The sequence below is a fragment of the Streptomyces sp. NPDC047042 genome (genome assembly GCF_040644035.1).
Lineage (GTDB): Bacteria > Actinomycetota > Actinomycetes > Streptomycetales > Streptomycetaceae > Streptomyces.
The window spans coordinates 17,185-43,159 of sequence record NZ_JBEYVP010000028.1 but is presented as its reverse complement, the minus strand read 5'-3'; the positions used below and the strand labels follow the sequence as shown (position 1 = coordinate 43,159).

27 protein-coding genes and 1 pseudogene are annotated in these 25,975 nt (G+C 70.5%); 19 read left to right on the top strand and 9 right to left on the bottom strand.

Features of this window, described 5'->3' with window-relative positions; all coding sequences use genetic code 11:
- The first annotated feature begins 131 nt into the window (after positions 1-131).
- The gene (locus tag ABZ855_RS30155) at positions 132-908 is read left to right on the top strand and encodes a GNAT family N-acetyltransferase (RefSeq protein ID WP_360812164.1); all 777 of its coding nucleotides are present in this window, start codon (positions 132-134) and stop codon (positions 906-908) included.
- A 36-nt stretch (positions 909-944) separates the two neighbouring features.
- On the opposite strand, the gene ABZ855_RS30150 is transcribed toward ABZ855_RS30155, so the two are convergent.
- Both ABZ855_RS30150 and ABZ855_RS30145 read right to left on the bottom strand, forming a co-directional pair.
- Positions 945-1,229 carry a GlsB/YeaQ/YmgE family stress response membrane protein gene (locus tag ABZ855_RS30150; protein ID WP_360812162.1) on the bottom strand — a complete coding sequence of 95 codons (285 nt, stop codon included), beginning with the start codon at positions 1,227-1,229 and terminating at the stop codon, positions 945-947.
- Between the two features lie 115 nt (positions 1,230-1,344).
- Complete coding sequence (locus ABZ855_RS30145; protein ID WP_360812160.1) at positions 1,345-1,785, bottom strand: SPW repeat protein; 441 nt, start codon at positions 1,783-1,785, stop codon at positions 1,345-1,347.
- A gap of 217 nt (positions 1,786-2,002) precedes the next feature.
- Here ABZ855_RS30145 and ABZ855_RS30140 point away from each other — a divergent pair, with 217 nt between their 5' ends.
- The 3 genes from ABZ855_RS30140 (at position 2,003) to ABZ855_RS30130 (ending at position 4,115) form a co-directional block, all read left to right on the top strand.
- Positions 2,003-2,086: a putative leader peptide gene (locus tag ABZ855_RS30140; protein WP_360812333.1), complete on the top strand. Its 84-nt coding sequence runs from the start codon at positions 2,003-2,005 to the stop codon at positions 2,084-2,086.
- A 197-nt stretch (positions 2,087-2,283) separates the two neighbouring features.
- A complete protein-coding gene (gene ssuE / locus ABZ855_RS30135; protein ID WP_360812158.1) occupies positions 2,284-2,838 on the top strand; it encodes an NADPH-dependent FMN reductase in 555 nt (184 codons plus the stop codon).
- Positions 2,839-2,969: 131 nt separating this feature from the next.
- Positions 2,970-4,115 carry an LLM class flavin-dependent oxidoreductase gene (locus tag ABZ855_RS30130; RefSeq protein ID WP_360812156.1) on the top strand — a complete coding sequence of 382 codons (1,146 nt, stop codon included), beginning with the start codon at positions 2,970-2,972 and terminating at the stop codon, positions 4,113-4,115.
- A gap of 167 nt (positions 4,116-4,282) precedes the next feature.
- Here the strand turns inward: ABZ855_RS30130 and ABZ855_RS30125 are convergent, their stop codons facing one another.
- Positions 4,283-5,047 (bottom strand): SDR family oxidoreductase, encoded by a 765-nt coding sequence (locus ABZ855_RS30125; protein WP_360812154.1) that lies wholly within the window; start codon positions 5,045-5,047, stop codon positions 4,283-4,285.
- Between the two features lie 101 nt (positions 5,048-5,148).
- Here ABZ855_RS30125 and ABZ855_RS30120 point away from each other — a divergent pair, with 101 nt between their 5' ends.
- Positions 5,149-5,991: a helix-turn-helix transcriptional regulator gene (locus ABZ855_RS30120; protein ID WP_360812152.1), complete on the top strand. Its 843-nt coding sequence runs from the start codon at positions 5,149-5,151 to the stop codon at positions 5,989-5,991.
- Between the two features lie 15 nt (positions 5,992-6,006).
- Here the strand turns inward: ABZ855_RS30120 and ABZ855_RS30115 are convergent, their stop codons facing one another.
- The gene (locus ABZ855_RS30115; RefSeq protein WP_360812150.1) at positions 6,007-7,056 is read right to left on the bottom strand and encodes an acyl-CoA dehydrogenase family protein; all 1,050 of its coding nucleotides are present in this window, start codon (positions 7,054-7,056) and stop codon (positions 6,007-6,009) included.
- 98 nt (positions 7,057-7,154) lie between these two features.
- Here ABZ855_RS30115 and ABZ855_RS30110 point away from each other — a divergent pair, with 98 nt between their 5' ends.
- From ABZ855_RS30110 to ABZ855_RS30080, 7 genes and pseudogenes are all read left to right on the top strand, one after another.
- The gene (locus ABZ855_RS30110; protein ID WP_360812332.1) at positions 7,155-7,508 is read left to right on the top strand and encodes a YciI family protein; all 354 of its coding nucleotides are present in this window, start codon (positions 7,155-7,157) and stop codon (positions 7,506-7,508) included.
- Positions 7,509-7,597: 89 nt separating this feature from the next.
- Entirely contained in the window at positions 7,598-8,038 is a 441-nt protein-coding gene (locus ABZ855_RS30105; protein ID WP_360812148.1) for a MarR family transcriptional regulator, read from the top strand.
- A 164-nt stretch (positions 8,039-8,202) separates the two neighbouring features.
- Positions 8,203-9,528, top strand: coding sequence for an aldehyde dehydrogenase family protein (locus ABZ855_RS30100; RefSeq protein WP_360812146.1), 1,326 nt, complete (start codon positions 8,203-8,205; stop codon positions 9,526-9,528).
- Positions 9,529-9,946: 418 nt separating this feature from the next.
- Positions 9,947-10,522, top strand: a complete 576-nt coding sequence (locus ABZ855_RS30095; protein ID WP_360812144.1) for a DoxX family protein — start codon at positions 9,947-9,949, stop codon at positions 10,520-10,522.
- A 220-nt stretch (positions 10,523-10,742) separates the two neighbouring features.
- The gene (locus ABZ855_RS30090) at positions 10,743-12,113 is read left to right on the top strand and encodes a phospholipase (RefSeq protein WP_360812143.1); all 1,371 of its coding nucleotides are present in this window, start codon (positions 10,743-10,745) and stop codon (positions 12,111-12,113) included.
- 39 nt (positions 12,114-12,152) lie between these two features.
- Entirely contained in the window at positions 12,153-13,052 is a 900-nt protein-coding gene (locus tag ABZ855_RS30085) for an aldo/keto reductase (protein ID WP_360812141.1), read from the top strand.
- A 210-nt stretch (positions 13,053-13,262) separates the two neighbouring features.
- A pseudogene (locus ABZ855_RS30080) lies at positions 13,263-14,219 on the top strand (hydrolase); the annotation flags it as partial.
- Positions 14,220-14,929: 710 nt separating this feature from the next.
- Here ABZ855_RS30080 and ABZ855_RS30075 read toward each other — a convergent pair.
- Both ABZ855_RS30075 and ABZ855_RS30070 read right to left on the bottom strand, forming a co-directional pair.
- Positions 14,930-15,637 carry a dienelactone hydrolase family protein gene (locus tag ABZ855_RS30075; RefSeq protein WP_360812139.1) on the bottom strand — a complete coding sequence of 236 codons (708 nt, stop codon included), beginning with the start codon at positions 15,635-15,637 and terminating at the stop codon, positions 14,930-14,932.
- The gene (locus ABZ855_RS30070; protein ID WP_360812137.1) at positions 15,573-16,454 is read right to left on the bottom strand and encodes a phosphatase PAP2 family protein; all 882 of its coding nucleotides are present in this window, start codon (positions 16,452-16,454) and stop codon (positions 15,573-15,575) included. The genes ABZ855_RS30075 and ABZ855_RS30070 overlap by 65 nt, the downstream gene beginning before the upstream one ends.
- Positions 16,455-16,692: 238 nt before the next feature.
- Here ABZ855_RS30070 and ABZ855_RS30065 point away from each other — a divergent pair, with 238 nt between their 5' ends.
- Entirely contained in the window at positions 16,693-17,112 is a 420-nt protein-coding gene (locus ABZ855_RS30065; RefSeq protein ID WP_360812136.1) for a VOC family protein, read from the top strand.
- A 41-nt stretch (positions 17,113-17,153) separates the two neighbouring features.
- Positions 17,154-18,233, top strand: a complete 1,080-nt coding sequence (locus ABZ855_RS30060; RefSeq protein WP_360812134.1) for an adenosine deaminase — start codon at positions 17,154-17,156, stop codon at positions 18,231-18,233.
- Here ABZ855_RS30060 and ABZ855_RS30055 read toward each other — a convergent pair.
- Both ABZ855_RS30055 and ABZ855_RS30050 read right to left on the bottom strand, forming a co-directional pair.
- Positions 18,215-18,730: a DinB family protein gene (locus ABZ855_RS30055; RefSeq protein ID WP_360812132.1), complete on the bottom strand. Its 516-nt coding sequence runs from the start codon at positions 18,728-18,730 to the stop codon at positions 18,215-18,217. The two genes, ABZ855_RS30060 and ABZ855_RS30055, sit on opposite strands and share 19 nt — an antisense overlap.
- Positions 18,731-18,758: 28 nt before the next feature.
- Entirely contained in the window at positions 18,759-19,646 is an 888-nt protein-coding gene (locus tag ABZ855_RS30050) for a LysR substrate-binding domain-containing protein (protein WP_360812130.1), read from the bottom strand.
- A gap of 119 nt (positions 19,647-19,765) precedes the next feature.
- Here ABZ855_RS30050 and mgrA point away from each other — a divergent pair, with 119 nt between their 5' ends.
- The 5 genes from mgrA (at position 19,766) to ABZ855_RS30025 (ending at position 25,776) form a co-directional block, all read left to right on the top strand.
- Positions 19,766-20,761, top strand: coding sequence for an L-glyceraldehyde 3-phosphate reductase (gene mgrA, locus ABZ855_RS30045; protein ID WP_360812128.1), 996 nt, complete (start codon positions 19,766-19,768; stop codon positions 20,759-20,761).
- A gap of 556 nt (positions 20,762-21,317) precedes the next feature.
- Positions 21,318-21,728 carry a hypothetical protein gene (locus ABZ855_RS30040; protein WP_319202601.1) on the top strand — a complete coding sequence of 137 codons (411 nt, stop codon included), beginning with the start codon at positions 21,318-21,320 and terminating at the stop codon, positions 21,726-21,728.
- A 72-nt stretch (positions 21,729-21,800) separates the two neighbouring features.
- Positions 21,801-24,143 (top strand): FHA domain-containing protein, encoded by a 2,343-nt coding sequence (locus ABZ855_RS30035; protein WP_360812126.1) that lies wholly within the window; start codon positions 21,801-21,803, stop codon positions 24,141-24,143.
- Positions 24,144-24,157: 14 nt separating this feature from the next.
- Positions 24,158-24,760 (top strand): hypothetical protein, encoded by a 603-nt coding sequence (locus ABZ855_RS30030; RefSeq protein WP_360812124.1) that lies wholly within the window; start codon positions 24,158-24,160, stop codon positions 24,758-24,760.
- The gene (locus ABZ855_RS30025) at positions 24,760-25,776 is read left to right on the top strand and encodes a serine/threonine-protein kinase (protein ID WP_360812122.1); all 1,017 of its coding nucleotides are present in this window, start codon (positions 24,760-24,762) and stop codon (positions 25,774-25,776) included. The genes ABZ855_RS30030 and ABZ855_RS30025 overlap by 1 nt, the downstream gene beginning before the upstream one ends.
- 27 nt (positions 25,777-25,803) lie before the next feature.
- Here ABZ855_RS30025 and ABZ855_RS30020 read toward each other — a convergent pair whose 3' ends face one another.
- Positions 25,804-25,932, bottom strand: coding sequence for a hypothetical protein (locus ABZ855_RS30020; RefSeq protein ID WP_360812120.1), 129 nt, complete (start codon positions 25,930-25,932; stop codon positions 25,804-25,806).
- Positions 25,933-25,975: the final 43 nt, after the last annotated feature.

Genomic DNA, 25,975 nt, shown 5'->3' with positions numbered 1-25,975 from the left:
AGAGGTCGGCATGACTGACCGGGTCTTCTCGAGGTGGGGCACCGCTTCACATGTGCGAATGGCTCGAAACATGACGTATTGCGGCCGCCCATACCGTTGCGCTCGCCCGATGGGGGTGCTGGAGTAACGCCATGGATCATGTAGGCGTGCTCGCCCTTTACGACCGTGACATGCGCGAAGGGGCGCAGCCCGACGGGCCGGGCGCCCGGATCGAACGGGTGGGGGGCGTGGTGCGCCAGGTCGCCGACGCCCACGGGTGGAACGGCGTCGTCTGGTCCGACCTCGACGAAGCGCGCGCCGACGAGGCGATCGCCGAGCAGATCCGCCACTACAGCGCCCTCGGGCGCGAGTTCGAGTGGAAGCTCTACGGCCATGACCTCCCCGTCGACCTGGGGCAGCGGCTGCGCACGGCGGGGTTCACGCCCGAACCCGAGGAGACGCTGATGATCGGCGAGGTCGCCGGGCTGACCTTCGACACCGAGCCGCCCGAGGGCATCCGTCTCGTCCCGGTGACCGACCGGGCCGGCGTCGACCTCGTGGCGGACGTGCACGAGAAGGCCTTCGGCACCGACAGCTCCCGGCTGCGGCACCAACTGCTCGCCCGGCTCACCGACGACCCCGACACGGTCGTGGCCGTCGTGGCGCTGGCCGGCGACGAACCGGTGAGCGCGGCCCGCATGGAACTCGTACCGCACACCCGGTTCGCCGGACTGTGGGGCGGCGGCACGGTCGAGGCCTGGCGCGGCAAGGGCATCTACCGCGCCCTGGTCGCCCACCGCGCCCGCGCCGCCGTGGAACGCGGCTACCGCTACCTCCAGGTCGACGCCTCACACCAGAGCAGGCCCGTCCTGGAACGCCTCGGCTTCGAACCCCTCACGACGACGACGCCGTACGTGTACCGGCCCTGACCGCACGCACAGCCCCGACAGTTCGTGCCCGCCCGGTCACCGACGCCTGCTGTGCGCGCGCTTCGGTGCCTTCGCCCGGTCCAGCATGGCCACCCCGAGGGCGGCGAGCCCGATCTGGATGAGCCACTCGACCCAGTCGACGCCGTCCGTGTCGGACACGTCGAGTCCGGCGGCGATCGCCGAACCGATGAGCGCGGCCACGATTCCCACGGCGATCGTCCAGAGGACGCCGATGTGCTGGCGTCCCGGGACGACGAGCCGGCCCAGTATGCCGATGACGGTACCGATGATGATGGCGCCGATGATGCTCGAGATCGTCATTTCCGCCCCTCCTGCCGGTATGTGCCCATGACCTCCTGGTGCCCGCTGTCGCCCGGCTCAGTCCGTTCACGCGAGGAGCGGGTCCGGTCCCGCCGTGGACCGGACCCGCTTCCGGCTATGCCCTGGGGGCACTTCTCGCTGTCGCGCCCGCACTCAACAGCCCGAGGCACAGGGCCAGGGCGCCGATGATGATGTTGTTCAGCACCACACCCGCGTCAGGGCTGTCGCCGACGATCCACGGCGAGATGATCATCCAGATGCCCATCGCGCACAGGGCCCCGCTGAGGCCGTACATGCGTTCCGGAGTGTTGGTGAACCCGAGGGCCAGCAGGCCGATCGCGATGCCCATGATCAGGTTGTGGGTCACGAGGGAGGGCTGGCTTGTCGTGTAGTGGAGGATCCAGGGGGACGCGGCGCAGTACAGACCGACCAGGAACACCGGTCCGTCCACGAGCGCCACATCGCGACCGCCGAGCATACGGGCGTACCGTGCCCGCATTTCGGATACATCAGGGTGACTGTGGATGTCACCTCTGGTGTGCGAGACATTGGCCATGACTCGTCTCCTTCGGCTGTGCAGGCCTGACCGCGGTGATGCGGTCTGCGGTTTACGCCGCGCACTTATATTGTGCTCTTATTTATCCCTTATGTGCAGTCCTGTGATCCTGGGTGATGTGCCCCGCACACTGAGTGTCGCGCGTGAAGGGTCCGGGATGCGAGATCGGTCGGGTTTTCCTTGACTGTCGTCTTCGGCGACTGTCACGATCGTCGACATGAACATGCGACTGGACCTCACGCGGCGACGGCACGTCGACCTCGCGCGCGTCTCCAGTGCCTCCTGTTGCTCCGCGGCCTGATTCCCGTCCCGATCCGCCGCGTCCTTTCCGTTTTCCCAACTGCCTGAGCCCTCGCCGGAGTTCACTCCGGACGGGAATCGGCGTGCCCGAAAACGGCCCGCGGCGGTCAACGCCCGATGTTCGTACCGCCCGCGCACCCCCGGCACCCCGCCGAGCAGCGGCGCCCGGGCTCCGCAAAGCCTTCAGAAGGAAGTCCCATGGCCACCGTCCTGTCCGTCTCCGGCAGTCCTTCCGTCTCCTCCCGCACCGGAAAACTCCTGCGCCACCTGGACACCCGGCTGACCGCCCAAGGGCACGAGGTGATCCCGCTCGACGTACGCACCATCCCCGCAGAGGCCCTGCTCGGGGCCGACTTCAGGCACCCGGCGATCGTCGAGGCCACCGAACTCTTCGCGCGCGCCGACGGCGTCGTGGTCGGCACCCCGGTCTACAAGGCCTCCTACTCCGGTGTCCTCAAGGCGCTCCTCGACCTGCTCCCGCAGTACGCCCTCACCGGCAAGACCGTGCTGCCACTCGCCACCGGCGGCAGCACCGCACACGTCCTGGCCATCGACTACGCGCTGCGCCCGGTCCTCAACTCCATGGGCGCCGCCCACATCGTCCAGGGCTGGTTCACCCTCGACAAGGACATCACCGCGCACGAGGACGGCTCCATCTCCGTCGCCCCGGCCACCGCCGAGGCGCTCACCCAGATCCTCGGCCAGTTCTCGGCAGCCCTCGGAAGCTCCCCGCTCCTCGCCACGGCGGTCTGAACCGGGGGGCGCGAAAGTCCCTCAACTCCCGCTGTAGGCACCGGCATCGGCGCGAACGATCTACCTCCGCCCGTCCCTCCGCTCTGCGCCACGGCAAGCCGCAACACCACGTTCCCGATCGGAGATCTTCGGTGTCCCTCACCTTCCACTGGTTCCTCCCCACCAACGGCGACAGCCGGCATGTCGTCGGTGGCGGCCACGGCACCCCGGCGACCGCCTTCGGGCGGAACCGGCCGCCGACGGTCGCCTATCTGAGCCAGATCGCCCGCGCCGCCGAGGACCTGGGTTTCGTCGGCGCGCTCACCCCCACGGGCGCCTGGTGCGAGGACGCCTGGCTGACCACCGCCATGGTCAGCCAGCACACCGAGCGCCTGAAGTTCCTGGTGGCCTTCCGCCCCGGCTCCGTATCCCCGACGCTCGCCGCGCAGATGGCGTCCACCTTCCAGCGCCAGAGCGGCGGACGGCTCCTCCTGAATGTCGTCACGGGCGGCGAGAGCCACGAGCAGAAGGCCTACGGCGACTTCCTCGACAAGGATGCCCGGTACCGTCGTACGGGCGAATTCCTCGAGATCGTACGGGAGTTGTGGGAGGGCAAGACGGTCAACCTGACCGGTGAGCACCTCCGGGTCGAGGACGCCCAGTTGGCCCGGGTGCCCGACCCGGTCCCGGAGGTGTACTTCGGGGGCTCCTCGCCCATCGCCGGGGAGGTCGCCGCCCGACACGTCGACGTCTACCTCACCTGGGGCGAACCGCCGGCCCAGGTCGCCGAGAAGATCGCCTGGGTCAGGGGACTGGCCGCCAAGCACGGGCGCACCCTGCGGTTCGGCATCCGGCTGCATGTCATCACCCGCGACACCGCCGAGGCGGCCTGGGCGGAGGCGGACCGGATCCTCGAGGGCTTCGATCCGGGGACCGTACGGGAGATCCAGGCCGGGCTGGCCCGCAGCGAGTCGGAGGGACAGCAGCGGATGCTCGCCCTGCACGGCGGCGGCAACCGGGACGGGCTGGAGATCCACCCCAACCTGTGGGCCGGTATCGGCCTGGTGCGCGGCGGCGCGGGCACCGCGCTCGTGGGCAGCCACGACGAGGTCGCCGACCGTATCGCCGAGTACCACGCCCTGGGCATCGACGAGTTCGTCCTCTCCGGGTATCCGCACCTGGAGGAGGCGTACTGGTTCGGCGAGGGCGTCCTGCCCCGGCTGGCAGCCCGCGGCCTGTGGCAACACCCGTTCGCGCCGGCCGCCGCCCCGGAGAGCCAGGTGCCGTTCGCGAGCTGAGCGTTCCGCGGCGGCAGCGGCAGCGGCAGCGGCGGCGGCAGCGGCGGCGGCAGCGGTACGGGCCGGCGCCCTCGCGGGGCGCCGGCCCGTACGTGACAGGCCCGAACCTGTTCAGTGCCGCAGACCGGGCCGGCGCCGGTCGTACCGCGGCGAAGGCGGCTGCCGCGTCAGCGCTGGCCCACCGGACGGACGACGATCTCGTTCACGTCGACGTCCGCCGGCTGGTCGAGGGCGTAGGAGATGGCCCGGGCGATCGCGTCCGCGGGCATGGCGTTGCGCCGGTAGACGCGCATCGCGTCCTTCGCGTGCGGATCGGAGATGTGGTCGGCGAGTTCGCTCTCGACCACACCCGGCGAGATCGTGGTGACCCGGATGCCCGGCTCCGACTCCAGCCGCAGGCCCTCCGTGATCGCCCAGGCCGCGAACTTCGTCGCCGAGTAGACCGCCGAGGTCGGCACCACCTCGTGTGCGCCGACGGAGGCGACGGTGACGACGTGGCCGCTCCCCTGGTTCCGGAAGTGGGGAAGGACCGCGGCGATCCCGTGGAGCAGTCCCCGCACATTGACGTCGATCATGCGGTCCCATTCGTCGACTAGCAGCGCGTCGAGCCTCGACAGCGGCATCACGCCGGCGTTGTTCACGATCGCGTCGATACGTCCGTACTCGGCGACGGTGTCCTTGACAGCGGCACGCACGTCCTCGGCATCGGTCACGTCGAGCCGCCGATGGCCCGCCAGGCCGCCTTCCGCACGGATGCGCGAGGTCAGTGCCTCCAAGCGGTCGGTTCGGCGTGCGCCGAGGACGACCCGGTGGCCCTCGGAGGCGAGCCGGAGGGCGGTGGCCTCGCCGATGCCGCTGCTGGCACCGGTCACGAGGACGACCCGGGAAGAGGAAGCGGTGGATTCGGAAAGTGTTGAGGTGTTGGTGGTCATGGCCCCACACTCGGCCGGTCGGCGGCGGCCAGGAAGGACGCCGTTCACCTGGGTGCGGCACACCCTGGATACGCGGATTCGGCGCCCCTAGCCTGGAACGCATGGCTCCCTCGTCCCTCGGTGACTTTCTGCGCAACAGACGGGCTCAGCTCACTCCGCAGGCACTCGGCCTGCCCGTCTACGGACGGCGCCGGGTAGTGGGACTTCGGCGCGAGGAGGTGGCCATGCTCACCGGCGTCAGCGTGGACTACTACGTGCGCCTCGAACAGGGACGGGAGGTCAACCCGTCGCCGCAGGTGCTCGATTCGCTCGGCGAAGTCCTGCGCCTGGACCACGACGGCCGCCAGCACCTGTACCGGCTGGCCGGGCTCAGCCCGCGACCCGAGGTGGCCGCGCCCGCGGAGGAGGCCGACGTCTCGTTGCTCGAACTCCTTCAGTCGTGGCCCGACACTCCGGCACTCGTGCTCGGCCGGGCGTACGACGTCCTGGCGAGCAATCGCCTGGGGGACGCGCTCTTCCTCGGGTTCCCGTTCTCCAGGAACCTGACGCGCTCGCTCTTTCTCGACCCGGCGGCGCGCACGTTCTACGCGGACTGGCACACCGTGGCGGAGAACACCGTCGCCGGCGTCCGTCTCGCCGACGGGCTCACCCCAGGCGACCCCCGCATCCGCGCGATCGTCGACGAACTCCGTGTGAAGAGCCCCGAGTTCGTGTCCATGTGGGAGCAGCACAGGGCACGCGGCAAACGCCTTCAGTCGAAGCGGTTCACGCACCCCGAAGTCGGCCTTCTCGACCTGCGGGTCCACGTGTTCGACGTGAAGGGGAGCCCGGGGCAGGAACTGGTGGTTTACCACGCGGTCCCGGGCTCCACGAATGCGCAGTCCCTGTCACTTCTCGGCACCCTCGCGGCGACACGCCAATCGGGGCAGACACCGAGAGGCTAGGCCTGTTGCCATCCCCTAGGGGGAGGCCAGAGCCCCCAGGTGGGCGCCGCGTACGTCGGACGTCTGGCCCTGCACCAGCAGGAACAGGCCCTCGCGTGCCAGTCGTTGGGCCGGGCTGTTCAGGTCAAGCGACCGGCCGCCCCCGGCGACGACGGCCGCTGTCGTCGCCGTACGCATCAGGTCGTACGCCCGCGTCTTCAGCGCCAGCCGGTCCGCCATGTGCTCCTGCGGCCGACGGTGGTCCGTGAGGGCGTACGCGGTGCGGCGCACGGCGTCGAGGCGGGTGCGCAGTGAGCGTGCCGTCGCCGTGGCGTCCGGGTGGGCGGCGAGGAGATCGAGGGCCGCGTACGCCACCCCGAAGACGGCCGGGTTGGTGTTGGCGGCCCGTTCCAGGTCGGCCAGCGCGAACTTCTCACGCGGGACACGCAGCACGACCGCCTCCTCCGGCAGCCGCAGGCCCTTCAGCTCCAGCGACACCGTACGTGCGGCCGTCAGCGCCGCCAGCCGCATGGGCGGCGAGGCCCGCAGCCCCGACTGCTCGCGCGCGTCGGCGAAGGCGAACACCACCTCGTCCGTGTCGGACAGTCCCGCGAGCAGCATGACGTCGTTCAGCCCCCAGCCCGTGTACCAGGGCACCGTCCCGTCGAAGCGCCAGCCGCCCCGCTCGTACCCGGCTCGCACCGCGACGCGAGGAAAGTGGCGCAGGTGCGCGTACGCGATCCCGGACATCAGCTCGCCCCTCGACAGCGGGCCCAACAGGCGTTCCCGCACCGGGAACCGGGACTCCGTCAGCAGTTTCACCGGAGTGTGGTGCTGGGTCTGTACGAACCAGGTCGAGCAGCAGGCGCCGGCGAGGATCTCGGCGACCTCCCGGGCCACGGCGGCGGGCGCGCCCGCACCCCCGTACTCCTTGGGCGCGCTCACCCCGAGGAGCCCCGACCGCTTGACGGCCTTGATGGTGCTCGCGGGCACGCCTTCCTGGTCGACCCGTTCGGCCTGCGGGGCCAGGACGTCGGCGGCGAGCCGGCGGGCGACGGTGACAAGCGGGTGCGGGATGGCGGTCATGAACAAGATTCTCCCGGTGTCGCGGTGCGTTGTGTCTCTACAGAAGTGCTCCCTTCGTGTAGGAGATGAGGCAGAGCCGCGATGCCCAGGAGGACGCGATGAAGTACTACCTGCTCAGCGCGATGAAGCCGGTCGGCGAACCGTCCGCGCCCGAGTCGATGGTGGAGATCAACCGCAGAGTGAGCGTCTTCCACGACGAGTTGCGCGAGGCCGGGGCCTGGGTCTTCGCCGGCGGACTCCATCGTCCCGACGCGGCGACCGTGGTACGGCCCCTCGGCGACGAGGTCGAAGTCATCGAGGGGCCCTACGCCGAGCACAAGGAGTTCCTCGGCGGGATCTGCCTCCTCATGGCACCCGACCTCGACGCCGCCCTGGAGTGGGGGCGCAAGGCGGCGCTGGCGACGACCCTGCCGGTCGAGGTCCGGCCCTTCCTGGGCGAGGTGGACGACTGAGGCGGCGGTGACCTGAGCGCGGGGTGGTCCCGGTGAACCCCCCGCCGTCTCATACGATGTACGTATTCCCGGGACCGAGGAGCAGCAGGATGCCCACACCGTCGCAGCGCCGGCCCCAGGACCTTCTGCGGCTCCTCACCCGGGCCGAACGGCTGGCGGCGCGCCGCCTCCAGCCCGTCCTGGACGAGCACGGCTGTTCCCTCGACGCCTGGCGCGTTCTCGCCCTGCTCTCCGACGGCGCCGGCCACCACATGACCGCGATAGCCGAGGCCGCCTTCCTGCCGGCGCCGACGCTGACCCGGCTGGTCGACCACCTCGTCGACCAGAACCTTGTGCACCGCCGGGTCGACGCCCGCGACCGTCGGCGCGTCCTGGTCCACCTCACCCCGCGCGGCCAGGAGTACTGGCGCCGCCTCGACCGCGAGGTCCGCGCCGACTGGCCGCTCATCAGTGACGGGGACGAGGAACTCCTGAGCGCGCTCCTGGACCGCCTGGCCACGACGCTCGACGGGACGACGGCTCAGGTCTGACGCTCGACGGTGTCGACACGCACAGTCATGCATGATCACACAAAGCTATATTCATGTATAGGGAATATATTTTGGGGCGTGAGAGGTTGGGCAGGTGAGTCGAGTACGTCGAGCCGGCCTTCCGCGCCCGAGACAACCGCATCAGACCACGTGAGCGAGGAACCGTGAACCACCCCACGTCCCCCGAGCAGCCCGCCGACATCGTGACGCGCCTGCGCGCCACCTTCCGTACGGGCCGCACCAAGCCCGTCGAGTGGCGCAAGGCCCAGCTCGGCCGCCTGCGCGAACTCCTCACCGAGCACGGCAAGGACGTGGCCGCCGCTCTCCACGCGGACCTCGGCAAGAGCTCGACCGAATCGTTCCGCACCGAGATCGACTTCACGATCCGGGAGATCGACCACACCCTCGAACACCTCGACGGCTGGCTGAGCCCCGAGCCCGCGCCTGTCCCCGAGCGCCTCGGCGCCGACGCCACCGCCTGGACGCAGTACGACCCGCTGGGCGTCGTCCTGGTCATCGCGCCCTGGAACTACCCGGTCCAGCTCCTGCTGACGCCGGTCGTCGGCGCGCTGGCCTCCGGCAACGCGGTCGTGGTCAAGCCGAGCGAACTGGCGCCCGCCACCTCCGAGATCGTGGCCCGGCTGCTGCCGCAGTACCTGGACACGGACGCGGTCGCCGTCGTCGAGGGCGGCGTCCCGGAGACCACGGCCCTGCTCGCCGAGCGGTTCGACCACATCTTCTACACCGGCAACGGTGCTGTCGGCCGTATCGTGATGCGCGCCGCCGCCGAGCACCTCACTCCGGTCGCCCTCGAACTCGGCGGCAAGTCCCCGGCGTTCGTGGACACCGGCGTCGACACGGATGTCGTCGCCGACCGGCTGGTCCGGGGCAAGTTCCTCAACGCCGGCCAGACCTGCGTCGCGCCCGACTACGTCCTGACCGACCCGGAGACCGCCGCCGCGCTGGAGCCGGCGCTCGCCAAGGCCGTCGAGAAGCTGTTCGGCGCGGACCCGGCCACCTCCACCGAGTACGGCCGGATCGTCAACGAACGCCACTTCGACCGCCTCGGCGGCCTGCTCGACTCGGGCCGGGTCGTCACCGGTGGCGTCAAGGACCGGGCGACGAAGTACATCGCGCCGACCGTCCTCGCCGACGTCGACCCCGCGTCGCCCGTCATGCGGGAGGAGATCTTCGGCCCGATCCTGCCGATCGTCACGGTCGCCGGCCTGGACGACGCGATCGGCTTCATCAACGACCGCGACAAGCCGCTCGCGCTGTACGTGTTCACCGAGTCCGGCACGACCCGCGAGCGGATCGCCGCCGAGACGTCCTCCGGCGCCGTCGGCTACGGGCTGCCGCTGGCCCATCTCACCGTCTCCGACCTGCCGTTCGGCGGAGTGGGGGAGAGCGGGATGGGCAACTACCACGGCCGCTACTCGATCGAGACGTTCAGCCACCGCAAGGCGGTACTGGCGAAGCCGCTCAGCTGAGGGCGACACCGGCTGGGGTCTGATTTTGGGCTGGGCCCTTGCATCGCAAGGAAGCAGGCCGGGACCGTCGGTCCCGGCCTGCTTCCTTGCGATCCCAACCAGGATCCTCGGCGGTGGTCCGGACGCTCCCGAACTCGTCATTGGCGTTGTTGAAGTCACCCGACCTGGATGTGGCCGGCGCCCCGCCGCGCGCCGACGTGTGGCCCGGCGGTGGTCGCGAGGCCGTGCCGCGAGCCGGGTGCGGCCGTCGCAGGCCGGCCGGAGGGCGAACAGGCGGGCGGGTAACACAACTTGCGCATGGGTTGACCTCTTTGGCCTGTCACCTCATGGTGCTGTCGTTCGTTGAGGAGCGCGTGCTCGTACGCGAGGAAGCGGCAGCGGTGGCGCAAGCCGCCGAACGGCAGCAGGGGAGGGCGAGTTGACGGACGCGGAAGCAGTCGCGGTACTGGCGGTCCGAGTGGTCCTGGGCGTCATCATGATCGCGCACGGGCTCAACCACTGGCGGGGCGGCGGAAAAATCGCGGGCACGGCACGCTGGTTCGGCGGGCTCGGTCTCCGGCACGGGACACTGCAGGCGTGGATGAGCGTGGTCACCGAGGTCGGCGCGGGCGCACTGCTCGTCCTCGGCCTGTTCACCCCGCTGGGCTGCGCGGCGATCGTCTCGGTCATGCTGGTCGCGGGGCTCCTCGCCCACCGGCCCAACGGGTTCTTCGTGTTCAAGGACGGCTACGAATACGTCCTGATGCTGGCCGCCATCTCCGTGGCACTCGGCGTCCTCGGGCCCGGCAGGCTCTCCGTGGACCACGCCGCCGACATCGAGGTCACCGGCTGGGCAGGCGGCGGCATCGCGCTCGGGGTGGCGGTGGTGGCCACGGCGGGGCTCCTGGCGACGTTCTGGCGGCCCGAGCGCCCTGAGAGTCCGGAGGGTCCTGAGAGGTCTGCTAAGACAGAGGACCCGGCTGTCACCCGGGTCGCCGGGCAGGAAACCGGCTGACGCGGGCGTACTTCGTCGGACTCGGCAGCGGCGTCATGAACCCTGCGCCCGCGGCCTCGGTGGCGACGAAACACCTCAACGGTCAGACCGAAATGGCAGAAGTGCGGCGCTTGTCGCCGAAGGTTCGTGCGCCGGTGTGCTGACTTCGTGCGGGGCTTCGTGATGTCATGCCCCTGCCGATCAAGTCGTCGAGCCGCCGAGTCGCTGAAGGGCCCCGTAGATGCCAACCCCCCGCACCGCTCTCCTGACCGCAACAGCCGCACTGGCAGCGGCAGTTGCCACCCCCGCGCCACCCGCCCTGGCCGCCCCCGTGCCGGCCGCCGGCGCCTACTACGTCCAGAGCGCCACCACCGGACTCAACGCCGCCGACGACGCCGGAGCCGTCGAACAGCACCGGCCCAAGGGCAACGAGGACCGCCAGCAGTGGACGCTGCGGGCGAGCGGCACCTCGTACCTCCTGGAGAGCACCGACACCGCCGGCTCCTGTCTCGGCCGCTCCGGCGACCAGGCGAGGACGGTCGCCTGCACGAGCGCCGACGCGCCCTGGGAGATCACCCCCTCCGGCACCGACCAGTACACGCTCAAGGCGCCGGGAACCAGCCGCTATCTGACGGTCGCCGCCAAGCCGTCCGGCGCCAACTACCCCGACCAACTGGCCATCGGCGGCTCGGGCGGACTGGCCGCCTGGTACCTCACCCCGGTCGCGCCCAGCGTCGCCCCGATGCCGCCCGCCGACCAACGTACCCTGGACCAGGTCACGTTCCTCACCGCCCACAACGCCTACGCCAACGGCGTCGACGGCGGCTTCGCCCCGCCCTTCGTCAACCTCGTCCCCAACCAGGCGCGCGGCATCAACCAGCAACTCGCCGACGGCGTACGCGGGTTCATGCTGGACATCCACCAGACCTCCGACGGCGCGATCCTCTGCCACAACAGCTGCACCCTCGTCGGCAGCCCCGTCGCCCTCTGGGTCGACCTCCAGCGCATGGTCGACTTCCTCAAGCAGAACCCCACCCAGGTCGTCACCGTCTTCCTGGAGGACTACGTCGACCCGGGCGTCCTGCGCGGCGAACTCGCCCGCGTCAACGGCCTGTCGGACGTCCTCTACCGGCCCGACCAGACCGGTGTACGACAGAACGGCTGGCCGAAGATCGCCGATCTGGTCGCCGCCAACGACCGGTTGCTGATCTTCACCGACCACAGCCGTTCCGCCGACCAGAGCGCCGGACTCACCCGGGACACCTTCGGCGTGATGTACCAGCGTGAATGGACCGTGGAGAACTACTGGTCCATGGGCGGCGGCCTCGGCACCTCCGACTGGTCCTGCTACAGCCGCTGGTACGGCGCGGATTCCAACACGCCGCTGACCCGAACCGAGGGCGCCTTCAAGCCCCTCTTCGTCATGAACCACTTCCGGGACGTGGCGATCGCCTCCACGGCGACGACCGACAACACCAAACTCACCGACCGGGCCCAGCGGTTCTGCCAGCCGGCCGCCCGCAAGAAGCCCAACTTCCTCGCGGTGGACCGCTACGACCTCGGCAACCCGGCCTCGGCGGTGGCCACGCTGAACACTTACGTCTATCCGTAAAACCGGTGTGGTGTTCGGGGTGCGTGCGAGACTCCGTCCATGACCTCGGAGACGATCACCGCGGACGCCGCGGGCACCTGGAAACTCGGCGATCTCACCGTCAACCGGCTCGGATTCGGAGCCATGCGGCTCACCGGCAGCGCCGCCTTCCACCTCGGTACGGCCAGCGACCGTGAACAGTCGCTGGCCGTGCTGCGCAAGGCCGTCGAACTCGGCGTCAACCACATCGACACCGCCGCCTTCTACTTCTCCGCGCTGCGCTCCGCCAACGAACTGATCAACAGCGCGCTGGCCCCATACGGCGACGACCTCGTCATCGTGACCAAGGTCGGCCCCTACCGCGACTACTCCGGGGATTGGGGCACTCCCGCCCGCCCCGACCAACTGCGCGGCCACGTCGAGGAGAACCTGCGCCAACTCGGCCGCGACCACCTCGACGTGGTCAATCTGCGCCGACTGGAACAGGACTCCATCGCCGAACACTTCGGCGCGCTCGCCGACCTGCGTGCGGCCGGCCTGATACGCCACCTCGGCATCTCCGGCGTCGGGCCCGAGCACCTCGCCGAGGCGCAGGAGATCGCCCCGGTGGTGTGCGTGCAGAACCGGTACGCGCTGGACCGGCCCGACCCCGAGGGCGACGAACTCCTGCGGCTGTGCGGGGAGTCGGGCATCGCCTTCGTCCCCTTCTTCGCCGTCGCGGGCAGCGGGGGAGCACGCGGCGCCACCGACGCCCACGACGACGCTGTGCTCGCCGTCGCCCGTGCGCACGGTGCGAGCCCCGCCCAGGTGCGGCTCGCCTGGAGCCTGCACCAGGGGGCGCATGTGCTCGCCATCCCGGGCACCGGAAACCCGGAGCACGTTGTGGACAACGTGGCTGCGGCCGGACTGCGGCTCACGGGCGAGGAGTTGGCCCGACTCGGCGCCGCACATCGCCCTTAATCGGCGCCAACTACCTATTTTCGGCCGGTGGTTACACGTGCGTAAGAGCTTTACGTGAAACCTCTGGCCGACCTCCCCGCGCCGTGGATCTTGTCGGTACGGTCCTGCCTTGTGTGGACCGGGAGGTCGTCAACGCCCGGTCTACGCGCGCAGATTCGTCACCCGCACCGCTTTCCCCCAGCTCTCCCCCCACCCATGGAGGAACGCCAGATGTACGCCAACACGAAGTCCCGGCACAGATTCGCCTCGGCCCTGGCCGTGCTCGGCCTGATCGCCACCGGCGTCGCCGTCCAGGTCACCGCCACCGCGAGCACCGCGACCGCCGCGACCGCGGCAACCCCCCACCGCATCCTCTTCGACAACGCCCACGCCGAGACGGCCGGCAATGCCGACTGGATCATCTCCAAGAACCAGCCCGACCCGCTCGCCGAGGACTCCACCCCCTCCGACGAGTCCGACTGGACCGGCGCGCTCTCCTCCTGGGGCGTCGCCCTCCAGCAGACCGGCGACTACAGCCTCAAGACACTGCCCTCGGGCTCCGCACTCGCCTACGGCGGCTCCACGGCGACGGACCTGTCGAAATTCGACACACTGGTGCTGCCCGAGCCCAACACGCTGTTCACCACCGCCGAGAAGACCGCCATCATGAAGTTCGTCCAGAACGGCGGCGGCCTCTTCATGATCTCCGACCACACCGGCGCCGACCGCAACAGCGACGGCGAGGACGCCGTCGCGATCCTCAACGACCTGATGACCAACAACAGCGTCGACTCGACCGACCCGTTCGGCTTCTCCATCGACTCCCTGAACATCAGCTCCGGCTACCCGGCCGCGATCAGTGACGCCTCCAACCCGGTGCTGCACGGTACCTTCGGCACAGTCACCAAGAGCCTCATCGCCAGCGGTACGACGGCCACCCTCAAGCCCGCCGACAACTCCGCCGTGAAGGGACTCCTCTACCGCTCCGGGTACTCGGGCAACACCGGCGCCTTCTTCCTGACCAGCACCTTCGGCAGCGGCCGGATCGCCTTCTGGGGCGACAGCTCCCCGATCGACGACGGCACCGGCCAGTCCGGCAACACCCTCTACGACGGCTGGAACGACACCGGCGCCACCAACGCGCCCCTCGCCCTCAACGCCACGGCCTGGCTCGCGGGCGCGAGCGGCTGAGGTAGCGGAGGGAAAAGTTTCGGGCGGGCCCGGGGACAACACCCCGGGCCCGCCCACTGTCACGTCAACGCCCGGCGTTCAGGCCGCCTACGTCAGCGTCCCGCGTACAGGCCCGGCGTCAGCGCCCGGCGTTCAGGCCGCCCGCGTCAGCGACTTGCGTACAGGCCCGGCGTCAGCGACCCGCATTGTGGCCGCCCACGTCAGCGTCCCGCCTACAGGCCCCGCGTCGGACCCGCGTTGGGGCCGCCCGCGTCAGCGCCCCGCGTTCGGGTCGCCCGAGTTTCCGGCCCATAGCCGGTCAACCCGAGGTCGGCCCACCCGTGTTCAGCGCACCTGCTCCTTCAGGAACGGCACCGTGCTCTCCCACGCCCGGGCCGCCGACTCGGGACCTGCGTTCAGGCCCCGCGTCAGCGCCCCGCGTTCGGGCCGCCCGAGCTCCGGCCCATGACCGGCCCATCCGCGTTCGGCCCATCCGCGTTCGGCCCATCCGCGTTGGGCCCATCCGCGTTCGGCCACCCGCGCTCAGCGACCCGCGTTCAGCGCACCCGCTCATTCAGGAACGGCACCGTGCTCTCCCACGCCCGGGCCGCCGACCCGGGACCTGCGTTCAGCCCCGAGGCAGCTACCCGAGTTCAAGCCGCCCGAGTTCAGGCCGCCCGCGTCCGGCCCGCCCGAGGCCGGGCAGCCCGCGTTCAGCGGACCCGCGTTCAGCGCACCCGCTCCTTCAGGAACGGCACCGTGCTCTCCCAGGCCCGGGTCGCCGACTCGGCGTCGTACACCTCGCGGTCGTTGTTGAAGAACGCGTGGTTGGCCGGGTACACGCGCAGGTCCGGGGTGATGCCGGACTGCCCCTTGATGGCCTCGCGCAGCGGGTCCAGGCTTTCCACGGGGATACTCGCGTCGAGCTCGCCGTAGTGGCCCAGCACCTCGGCCTTGAGGCCCGAGAAGTCGGGCAGCTCGCCCCGGATCACACCGTAGAACGGTACGGCGGCGCTGACGCGCGGGTCGGCTGCGGCCTGGTAGAGCACGAAGCCGCCGCCCATGCAGAAACCGACCGAGCCGACCGTCTCCGAGGTGACCTCCGGCCGCGCCAGCAGATAGTCGACCGCGCCGGAGAGAAGCTCGACGCCCTTCGCCACCGGCAGGGCCTGCATCATGCGCAGCGCCTCCTCGTTCTCGTGCGCCACATTGCCGCCGTAGAGGTCGGGGGCCAGGGCGACGAAGCCCTCCTGCGCGAGCCGGTCGGTGACGTCCGCTATGTGGTCGGTCAGGCCCCACCACTCCTGGATGACGATGACGCCGGGCCCGCTCCCCGACGGCGGCAGCGCCAGATATCCGTGCGCGGTGCTGTCAGCGCTGGGAAACGTCACGTTCTGGTGGGAGGGCGATCCGGTCGGCTTCGGCAGCTCGGACATGGCAGTCAACTCCAGGAAGGGCAGCGCTCGATGGTGGTGCGCCGCAGTCGGACTCCGGCGCGATCCCCACCTTGCCACGGAGGAATCCGGCCCTTGATCCCGGCCCCGGTATGCCGGGCGACGGCGCCTCGCGCGACGGATCCCGGTCGCCGCGCAGCACGTCCGCCCACGCGTCCGGCACGAAGCGGGCCACCCCGTACGCCACCAGCCCCAGCCACCCCACGGCGAACAGCCAGCCGCCGACGACGTCCGAGAACCAGTGGACGCCCAGATAGACCCGGGTGAGCCCGACCAGCACACCCCAGCAGCCGACAGCGGCGACAAGCAGATGCCGGCCGCGCGGGGCCCGTATCCAGACGGCCAGGACGAGCAGTCCGGCGGTGACGGCCGACGTGGTGGTGTGACCCGAGGGGAACGACCAGAAGCCGGCGTCCGTCGCCCAGTGCGCCGCGGCGGGCCGGGGCCGGGCCAGCAGCGCCATCACCGAGAACCGCACGGCCTGGGCGGCGACCAGGCAGGTCAGACAGGCGGCGGCCGCCAGAATGCGGTGCCGCGCACTCCGGCCGAGGAGGAAACCGGCGAGGGCGACCAGGGCGTACGGGACGAAGCCCGAACCGGTGTGGGTCACCGCGCGGGCGAGGATGACGACGACGTCCGGGCGGTGGGCGAGCGACCAGTCGAGCAACTCCCGGTCGCCGAAGAGGGTGCCGCCGCCCCGCGCGACGACCGTGACGGCCAGCAGCGCCAGCAACGCGAAAGCGACCAGGCTCCCCAGCGCGGGGGAGCCGGACCTGGCGACGGCTTGCTCACGGTTCACACCTGCTCGACGATCACGCTCCGGCGATCGTTCCCGCGACCTTCGGATGCGCAGGACATCACACCTGCGGGTACTGAGGTGACACGCCCTGGGTGTTACGTATAACCTCACCCGTCAACCGCATGTGATCCGCACATCGGCCGCACATCGGCCGCCCGTCCATCGCGCCATCAGTGCCCACCCCGCCCCCACCCGTCACCCCGCCCCCACCCGTCACCCCACCGGCCGAGGAAACCGCATGAAGCCCACGCGACGCATCGCCCTGGTCACCCTCGTCGTCGACGACTACGACAAGGCGATCCGCTTCTACACCGACGCGCTCGGCTTCCGGCTCGTGGAGGACTCCCCGCGCCCCGACGGCTCCCGCTGGGTCGTCGTCGAGCCGGGTTCGGCGGGAGCGGGCACCGATGCGGCGGGTACCGGCCTGGTGCTCGCCCGGGCCAAGGACGAGGACCAGCGTGCCCGGATCGGCGACCAGACCGGCGGACGCGTGGGCTTCTTCCTGCACACCGACGACTTCGCCCGCGACCACGCCCGGATGAGCGCCGCCGGCGTGACCTTCCTGGAGGAACCGCGCCATGAGCCCTATGGCTCGGTCGCCGTCTTCCAGGACCTGTACGGCAACCGCTGGGACCTTCTCCAGCCCGCCACCGACTGACCCATCCCACCGCACCACCACCTGCCGAGGAAGCACCGCACATGACCGCGTCCCCCGTCGACACCGCCACCATCCGCCGCCTCCCCAAGGCCGTGCTGCACGACCACCTCGACGGAGGCCTGCGCCCCGCCACCCTGGTCGAGCTCGCCGCCGAGGTCGGCCACACCCTGCCCACCACCGACCCGGACGAACTGGCCGCCTGGTACGTCGAAGCGGCCAACTCCGGTGACCTGGTGCGCTACATAGCCACCTTCGAGCACACCCTCGCCGTGCTGCAGACCCGCGAGGGCCTGCTGCGCGCGGCCGAGGAGTACGTCCTCGACCTCGCGGAGGACGGAGTCGTCTACGGCGAGGTGCGCTACGCCCCCGAACTGAACGTGAACGGCGGTCTGACCCTCCCCGAGGTCGTCGAGGCCGTCCAGGAGGGCCTGGCGGCCGGTATGGCGAAGGCCGCCGCCGCGGGCACCCCGGTACGGGTCGGGACCCTGCTGTGCGGCATGCGCATGTTCGACCGGGTCCGTGAGGCAGCCGACCTGGCCGTGGCCTTCCGGGACGCCGGTGTCGTCGGCTTCGACATCGCCGGCGCCGAGGACGGCTTCCCGCCCGCCGACCACCTCGCCGCCTTCGAACACCTGCGCAGCGAGAGCGTGCCGTTCACCATCCACGCCGGTGAGGCCCACGGTCTGCCCAGCATCCACCAGGCCCTCCAGGTCTGCGGCGCCCAGCGCATCGGCCACGGGGTCCGCATCACCGACGACATCCCCGACCTCGCGGCCGGGAAGCTCGGCCGTCTCGCGGGCTGGGTGCGCGACCGGCGTATTGCCCTGGAGATGTGCCCGACCTCCAACCTCCAGACGGGCGCGGCCACGTCGATCGCCGAGCACCCCATCACCGCCCTGCGCGACCTCGGCTTCCGCGTCACCCTCAACACCGACAACCGCCTGGTCTCCGGCACGACGATGACCCGTGAGATGTCCCTCCTGGTCGAGGAGGCCGGGTGGACGGTCGAGGACCTGCGCACGGTCACCGTGAACGCCGTCAAGAGCGCGTTCATCCCGTTCGACGAGCGCAAGGCCCTCATCGAGGACGTCGTCCTGCCGGGCTACGCCTCGGCGCTCTGAAGCAGTCCCCGCAGGTAGGCGGCCTGGCCGACGTGCTGAAGATCGTCGGCCAGGACACTGACCAGCCGGACGCCGAGTGTGACCGGCGGGTCCCAGTGCTCGTCGACGACGCGTTCCAGGTCCCCGGCGGTCAGATCGCGCAGGGCTTCGAGGCTCTGGGCGTGCACGGCATCGAAGTAGCCGAGCAGCGGTTCGGGTGAGTCGACCCGCACCTCGGCGACCTGCGCGGAGGTGTGGCCGTACCCGATGTCACGGGGCTTCAGACCGAGGCCGAAGCGTTTCTCCCAGTCCTGTGCCAGCCAGACCTGGTCGAGACCGAAGGCGCCGGCCACATGGTCGTCCTGGACCCGGGTGAGGTGCCACACGAGCCAGGCGATGGAGTTGGCGTCCGGGCCGGGGCGGTGGTTGAGCTCGTCGGGGCCCAGGCCCTCGACGGCGGCGTGAACCTCTTCCTGGATGCGGGTGTACCCGTCGATGAGGATGTCCTTTGCATGCATGGGGTCCACCCTTCCGCATCCGGGTCCGTCATGCCTCCTCTGTTTCCAGAAGAGCCATGAGCGCCCGCGCGGCGGGACTGGTCGCCGGCGAGGGCGGCAGCAGGGCGACCGTCTCGTACACGGTCTCGCCGGTGCCCTTGACCGGGAGCGCCGTCAGCGAGGCGCGCTTGTGCCGGAAGTGCCGGGGTACGACGGCCACCCCGAGGTTCTCGTCCACGAGGTCGAGGAGACTGTGCACGTCGCTGACCTCCAGGGCGACCGTCCGGCGTACGCCCGCCTCGGCGAAGGCGGCGTCGGTGGTGCGGCGCGGCCCCCAGTCCGGGTGGAAGTCGACGAACACCTCGCCGCCCAGGTCCTCCGGGGTCACGGCCGCGCCGGCCACCGCGAGCCGGTGACTCGGATGGCACAGCACGGTCATCGCCTCGCTGCTCAGCGGTACGGCCCGCAACTGGTCGCTCTCCTCCTGCGTCCCCCGGACGGCGAAGGCGAGGTCCAGGCGCCCGGCGGCCACCTCCTCCGCGAGCGCGCCCGAGCCCGCCTGCCGCAGCGAGATCTCCACGTCCGGGTGCTGCCGCCGGAACCTGGCGAGGAGTCCCGCGACATGGACCCCGGCGATGCACTGCTCGGACCCGAGCGCGAGCATCCCGCGCAGCACCCCCTGCACCGCGGCCACCGCCTCGTGGGCCGAGCGCACCTGGGCGAGGATCCGCTCGGCCTCGCCGAGCAGCGCACGACCCGCCGGGGTGAGGGTCACCCGGCGGGTGGTGCGCACGAACAGCGGGGTCTGCAGCTCCCGTTCGAGCGCGCGGATCGACGCCGACAGACCCGACTGCGACACCATCAGCCGTTCGGCGGCCCGGGTGAAGTGCTGGTCCTCCGCGACCGCGACGAAGTGCTGGAGGTGGCGTAGTTCCATGATTGAGAAGCCTATCCGCTGAATTCCATCGGATTCTCCTGTTGGACCACTGCCCGCCGCCGAGGAAGAGTGGTACCAGCAATGATCACGTCAGCTGTGCCAACCCCTCTGGAGTCGCGTTGTACACCGCACACCCCGACCGTTACGCGGACATGCCCTACCGGCGCACCGGACGCAGCGGTCTGAAGCTCCCCGCGCTGTCGCTCGGCCTGTGGCACAACTTCGGCCCGGGGGACCGCACGGTCGACACCCAGCGCGCCATCCTGCGCCGCGCGTTCGACCTCGGCGTCACCCACTTCGACCTGGCCAACAACTACGGCCCGCCGCCCGGCGCCGCCGAGTCCGCCTTCGGCGAGGCCCTCAAGGCCGACTTCGCCCCGTACCGCGACGAACTGGTGATCTCCACCAAGGCGGGCTACCTCATGTGGCCGGGCCCGTACGGCGAGTGGGGCTCGCGCAAGTACCTGCTCTCCTCCCTCGACCAGAGCCTGACCCGCATGGGCCTCGACTACGTCGACATCTTCTACTCGCACCGCCCTGACCCCGAGACCCCGCTCGAGGAGACGATGGGCGCTCTGCACACGGCGGTCCAGCAGGGCAAGGCGCTCTACGCCGGCGTCTCCAACTATTCGCCCGAGCAGACCCGCGAGGCCGCCCGCATCCTGGCCGACCTGGGCACCCCGCTCCTCATCCACCAGCCCCGCTACTCGATGCTGGACCGCCGTCCCGAGGAGTCGGGCCTGCTGGACACGCTGGACGAGCTGCAGGTCGGCTCCATCGTCTTCTCCCCGCTGGAGCAGGGCGTGCTCACCGGCCGCTACCTCGACGGCATCCCGGCGGACTCGCGGGCGGCGAGCGACAGCCCGTTCCTGAGCTCCGACCGGATCACCGAGGACCTCGTGCAGCAGCTGCGCGCCCTCGACGACATCGCCAAGTCCCGCGGCCAGAGCCTGGCCCAACTGGCCCTGGCGTGGGTCCTGCGCGGCGGCCGGGTGACCTCCGCCCTGGTCGGCGCGAGCAGCCCGCAGCAGCTGGAGGACAGCGTCGCGGCCATCGAGAACCTGGAGTTCTCCGACGAGGAGCTGGCCCGGATCGAGGCCGTCGTCAAGGCCTGATCCATGTCAGGTCCTCCGTCATGAACGGAATCGTTCGGCCGGCCGTACTGTCACTGTGGCAGCCTCTTCCTTTCCCAGGGCCTTTCGGATCTCGGCCTTCGAGGGACCGGAGAACGTGACGGATTCTGGCCAGACCGGGAGGTCCAGCCCCCGGGTGCCGGGCTTTTGCGCGGTACGGCTGTGAATTCCTCGTCGCTCTTGTCGACTTTTTCGCTGGTGGTCATGGGGCCATCCATTCCCAGTGGTCTTCGCTGTGGAGACCACTGGGAAGCGAAGAACTCGTCGCGAATCCCATGATCCTCGTGAATCACGGGAGATCCGTCCGCGGGAAAAGAGACTGACCCGTCGGATTCCGGTCCATACCTGCCAGGAATATGCCAGGAGAATGCCTGGAAACTGGCTGGAAAGGCGTGGTGACAGAGTGTCAATAGTGAAGATACTCAACTGGTAGAACACTGCACCACTGAGTGACCATGGAGTGACCTGCAGCAACGAGTACAGCGAGTGAGCCGCACGGAAAGCGAGGCAAGGCCGGCAGGCGATCGGGGGAAAGATCGTGCACGACGAGTTCCTTTGCCATGTCACGGCGTACGGGGTGTGCGCGGGCCGGCGCATCGGAGTACCGCTGGGCACCTACCGCGCACCCACCCTGGCGCTGGCCCTGTGGTGGTTACGGGACCGGGCGAACTGGATCGCCGAACGGCTCGATCCGCAGCCCGACGAACCGTACTTCCCCCCGAACTCGCTCGTCCCGGTGGCCACCACCGTGCCCGACGTCCCCGGCCTGCTGCGCGCCTGGACCCTGGACCCGTACCAGCAGGATCTGGTCGCCGACGAGTTGGCGGCCGGCCGGCTCGTCCGGATCGCCACGTACGACGAGACCACCGAGTACGAACTCCTCGCCGAATCCGTGGACGCGCTGCGCATGCAGCGGACCAACCCGGCGCTCGTCGTACCGGTCGCGTAGCCGCCCGGGCTCCCCGGCTCCGGTGGCGGGCTGCCCAGGCGTATATACGGACGAATCGCTAGAATTTTGGGCATGGTAGACCGCTGGGTCACGCCGTCGGCGCCCGAACTCGTCCTGGAGACGGAGACGGGCTGCACGGTGATGAGTCCGGGCCACGACTACCACGTCGGACGCGACCCGCTCAGCGAGATCGTCATCGACGACGTCCGGGTCTCGTGGCACCACGCGGTGCTGCGACCCGAGGACGACCACTGGACCGTCGAGGACGAGAACAGCACCAACGGCACCTACGCCGACGGGCTGCGTGTCAGGGAACGGGACGTCGGGCCCGGCAGCGTACTGCGCTTCGGCAGCCCCGCCGACGGACCGCGAGCCGTCCTGGTCAGCCCGCCCCCGCCGCCCCGGGAACGCCCCTCGGCGGTCTCCATGCCGGCCATGACCGGCACCTTCCGGCAGCCCACCACCGTCCGGCCGCTGTCCACCCGTACCGTCCGCATCGGCCGCGCCACCGACAACGACCTGATCGTCGACGACCTCCTCGTCTCCCGCCGGCACGCCGAACTGCGCTCCCGTGCGGACGGGACGTACGAGATCGTCGACCTCGGCAGCCACAACGGCACGTTCCTCAACGGCCGTCCCGTCGCCCGCGAACTCGTCATCCCCGGTGACATCGTCGGCGTCGGCCACTCCGCGTTCTGCCTCGTCGGCGACCAGCTCCAGGAGTACGTCGACACCGGCGAGGTCTCCCTCGACGTCCAGGACCTCACCGTCGCCGTGGACCACGGCCGCAAGACCCTCCTGGAGGGCGTGTCCTTCCCGGTGGGGGAGAAGTGCCTGCTCGCGGTCGTCGGCCCGAGCGGCGCGGGCAAGTCCACCCTCCTCAACGCCCTGACCGGGCAGCGCCCCGCCGACCACGGCACGGTCCTGTACGACGGCCGCGACCTCTACCGTGACTACGCCGAACTGCGCCAGCGCATCGGCCTCGTCCCGCAGGACGACATCCTGCACGCCCAGCTGACCGTGCGCGGAGCCCTCTCCTACGCCGCCGAACTGCGCTTCCCGCAGGACACCGCGAAGGCGGAGCGCCGGGAACGGGTCGACGAGGTCATCCGCGAACTCGGCCTCGAACAGCGCGCCCGGCAGCCCGTGCACAGCCTCTCCGGCGGTCAGCGCAAGCGGGTCAGCGTGGCCCTGGAACTGCTCACCAAACCCTCTCTGCTCTTCCTCGACGAACCGACCTCGGGCCTCGACCCGGGCATGGACCGCTCGGTGATGCACATGCTGCGCGGCCTCGCCGACGACGGTCGGACCGTCATCGTCGTCACCCACAGCGTGCTCAGCCTCGACGTCTGCGACCGGCTCCTCGTCCTCGCGCCCGGCGGCAAGGTCGCGTACTACGGGCCGCCCGAGGACACCCTCGCCTTCTTCGGGTACTGGCAGTGGCCGGAGGCGTTCGAGGCCTTCGAGCGCGACCGGGACAGGGACTGGGCGGGGGACTACCGCGTTTCGCCGTTCCACCAGCAGTACATCGTCAACTCGACCGCCCAGCCCTGGCTGCCGAGGTCGGGCCCGGTCGACGCCGCCCCGCCCCCGCCCAAGCCGCAGAGCTGGGGCGGACAGCTGAGCACCCTAATCCGCCGCTACACCGCCGCGCTGAGCGCCGACCGCACCTTCCTCGCCATCATGATCGCGCTGCCGTTCGTGATGGGCGCGATGGCCAGGGCGCTGGCAGGCAGCACGCTGACGCAGGAGACGGCGATGAACGCGCTGCTCATCCTCTGCGTCGGCGGCGTCCTTACGGGGGCGGCCAACGCCGTGCGGGAACTGGTCAAGGAACGCGTGATCTACCAGCGCGAACGGGCCGTCGGACTGTCCAGATCGGCGTATCTGATGTCGAAGGTCGTCGTCCTCGGCACGATCACCGTCGCCCAGGCCGTCGTACTCACCCTCGTCGCCCTCCTCGGCGTCGACCTCAACGCACCAGGCGGAAAAGGCGTGTTGATGCCACCCCTCGTGGAGATCACGGTCGCCGTCGCGCTGCTCTCCTTCACCGCGATGATGCTCGGCCTCCTCGTCTCGGCCCTCGTCCGCAAGGAAGAGGTGACGATGCCGCTGCTCGTGCTCCTGGCCATCGTCCAGGTCGTGTTCTGCGGGGCCCTGCTTAAACTCGACGGCGTCCCCGGCATCGAACAGCTCTCCTGGCTGGTGCCGTCGCGATGGGCGCTCGGGGCGATGGCGGGCACCATCGGCCTGTCGCGGATCGTCCCCGGCGACCTGACCGGCGACCCGCTGTTCGAACACTCGGCCGGGGTCTGGCTGATCAACGCGGGCATGCTGGTCGTGCTCTCGGCGGTGTTCGGCTACCTGGTCCTGCGGCTGCTGCGGCGGCACGAACCGGCTGTCATGCGGAAGTAGAGGGGGTGGGCGAGATGACGTCCCCGGGTTTCCGGATCTCCGGGTTCCGGCCCACGCACGTCGTGCCGCAGGGCGGTCTGGCCGCCTGGGAGGAACCCGACCCCGCCCGGCCCACCGTGCCGCTCGACGCGCTGCTGCCGGTCGAGCTGGTCGAACGGCGTGGCGACTGGGGGCATGTCCGGTGCGCGAACGGCTGGTCCGCCTGGATCGACGGACGGCTCCTGGTCGCCGTACCCCAGGACCCGCCCGCCGCCGGCGCCCCGCTCGCCCGCACCGCCGACCCCCGCCCCCTGCTGGCCCGCGCCGAACAGGCGCTGACCCGCTATCGCGGCGCCGTGGAGGAGCTGACCGAGGGCGCACTCGACCGGGAGTCCTTCCGGGGGCTCACTCATGGACAGCGCATCGGAATCGTCGTCGACGGCGAGTCCGTATGGCTGTACGACGCCGAGCACGAACGCTGGGTGTACACCGACGGCACCCGGCTGAGCACGTACGCCGCCGACCGGGAACCCGCCGCCCCCAGCCATGAGCCGACCCAGGTGGTGCCCGACCTTGGCCACGCGCACACCCGGGTGGTCGGGGACGCCGGCATCGGCGGCGCCGACGGTGGCGGCTGATGCAGCGCGGCCCGGACCACGACACCCGGTCGCACGCGGGACGGCCCTCCGACCTGCTCGGGAAGCAGATCGCCGGCTACCGCGTCGAGGAGGAGATCGGCCGCGGTGGCATGGCCGTCGTCTACCGGGCCAGGGACCTGCGGCTCGATCGCACGGTTGCCCTGAAACTCCTCGCCCCCGAACTCGCCCGCAACGACACCTTCCGCAAACGCTTCACACATGAGTCGCGGGTGGCCGCCGCGATCGACCACCCGCACATCGTCCCGGTCTTCGAGGCCGACGAGACCGACGGCATCCTCTACATCGCCATGCGGTACGTCGCCGGCAGCGACCTGCGTCATCTCCTCGACAGCAAGGGCCCGTTGCCGCTCCCGGCCGCCATCCGCATCGCCGCCCAGGTCGCCTCCGCGCTGGACGCCGCCCACGAACACGGGCTGGTCCACCGGGACGTCAAGCCCGGCAACATCCTGGTCGCCCGGGGCACCGACAGCGACCATCCCGAGCACGTCTACCTCACCGACTTCGGCCTGACGAAGAAGTCGCTGTCGCTCACCGGCTTCACGACCGTCGGCCAGTTCGTCGGCACCCTCGACTATGTGGCGCCCGAGCAGATCTCCGGGCGCCCGGTCGACGGACGCTGCGACGTCTACGGCTTCGCGTGCGTCGTCCACGAGGTCCTGGCGGGCCGCCCGCCCTTCCAACGCGACGACGACATGGCCCTGTTGTGGGCCCACCAGTACGACCAGCCACCGCCGGTGACCGAGCAGCGTCCCGAACTCCCCGCCGCCGTCGACCCGGTGTTCGCCAAGGCCCTCGCCAAGAGCCCCGACGACCGCTACGACTCGTGCCTCGACTTCGTCGCCGCCCTTCGCATGGCCTCGACGGGTGCCGTGCACACCGGCCACGCACCGACCCAGGTGGTCCGGCTGCCCGGGTCCGCCGACGAAGGGCCACCCCGCCCACCGGCCTGGGCACGCCCGGTGTTCACCCGCCACGGCCACCGGCGGCCGAGGTAACGGGCCCCGGGCGGCAGGCCGTTGGGCCTACACGGAGACGGGCGGCCGGTCCTGCTCCAGGCCGAGCCCGCCCAACGGCACGCGCCGCGCCGACACCTTCCGGTACGAGATACGCCAGCCCCCGTCGACCCGCAACACCGTGTCGTCGTACGTCACCGAGCCGCAGGTGCCGTACCTCCGCCATACGAGTGCCTCGCCG